We start from the raw sequence: 1,464 nt of genomic DNA on the forward strand, positions 1-1,464 counted from the left end.
GCTGATAGCACTACCTTCGTTCATGGCTGGGACCTCCGGGGAACGCTTTTGTTGCTTGTCCTGCGAGGACTGAAATGAGACGGCGTCCCCGGGGGCCTGTGCCGTGGGCGGGTCGTCTCGGAAGGTGTCGTCCCGGTGAGGACTGGTCTATCAGCACGACGCAGTGCCCGCGGCCCAGCTGATTTGTCAGGTGGATGTGTTGGGAGGCAGTGGGTTTGCTTGCTGTAGGGATCGACTGGGCCGAAGCGTTTCACGATGTGGCGTTGGGTCTGCCGGGCCGAGGAGTGATCGAGGGGTTCCGTATCGATCACACTGCTGCGGGGATCGCGAAGCTCGTGGCCCGGTGCGCGGAGCTGGAACCCGACCCCGCTGAGGTGCGGGTGGTGTTGGAGACCCGGCACGGGATGCTGGTCGAGGCCTTGCTCGATGCCGGGTTCACGGTGTTGCCGGTCAACCCGGACATGGTCGCTTCCCAGCGTGGTCCGGCGAAGAAGAAAGACGACGCCGAAGACGCCCGGATCTGCTGTTTGCTGGCCCTGGACCCGTATAAGGACCTGCGCCGGCTCGTCCCGCACGGAGATCTGGCCGGAGAACTGCGCGCGATCGCCCGCGACGACGAACGCGCCGTGCGTGATCAGCGCCGGTTGCTGAACCGGTTGCGTACCGATCTGCTGGTGTGTTTTCCCGCCGCGATCACGATCGCCGGCGACGATCTGGGCTCCCCGACCATGCTGAAGCTGCTGGCGAACTGGCCCACTCACGCTGATCTGTCCGAGCTCGACCGTGAGAGTCTGGAAGCGTTCGCCCGCGGCGCGAAACACGGATGGCCCGACCGCTTCGCCGCTCGGGTGCTGGGCGCGCTGGCGGTCGAACAGTTGCCCGCCCGCGAGTATCTGGTGCGCGCCAAAGCCACCACCATCGCGATGACCGCCAACCAGCTGCTGGTCCTGGGCCAGGCCCGCAAAGACTGGGCACGGCGCATGGGCGAGTTGCTGCTCGGCGATGTCCGCCATGGTCGTGACAAACAGCCCAGGAATCCCGATCCGGGAAAAGCCGTCCCGGGCGGTGAGATCTACCTGAGCTTCCCCGGACTCGGGGATGTCCTCGCCGCCCGGATCGCAGGCGAAATCGGGGACCACATCCAGCAATACACGACCGCGAACGCACTGCAATGCTACGCAGGCACCGCACCGGTCACCCGCAGATCCGGACGCAGCGAATTCGTCGTCGCCCGCAGACTCGCGCACAACCGCTACCTCGGCGCCGCGGTCCATCAATGGGCGTTCTGCAGCCTGCGCACCTCCAAGTGGGCACGCGAGTTCTACGACTCCAAGATCGCCAAAGGCAAATCCCACCACAGTGCCCTGCGCGCGCTGGCCAACCGGTGGCTCGGCATCCTGTGGCACTGCCTGACCCGCGGCACCGCCTACAACGAAGAAACCCACGTCAGCAACCGCCAACGCG

General features: G+C 65.9%; 1 protein-coding gene. It reads left to right on the top strand.

The window, feature by feature from the left end:
- Nucleotides 1-209: 209 nt before the first annotated feature.
- The coding region (locus tag ACWEO7_RS39490) for an IS110 family transposase (protein ID WP_452430958.1) at nucleotides 210-1,464 on the top strand (1,255 nt) is incomplete at its 3' end.

This window comes from Nocardia sp. NPDC004260, from assembly GCF_053603155.1.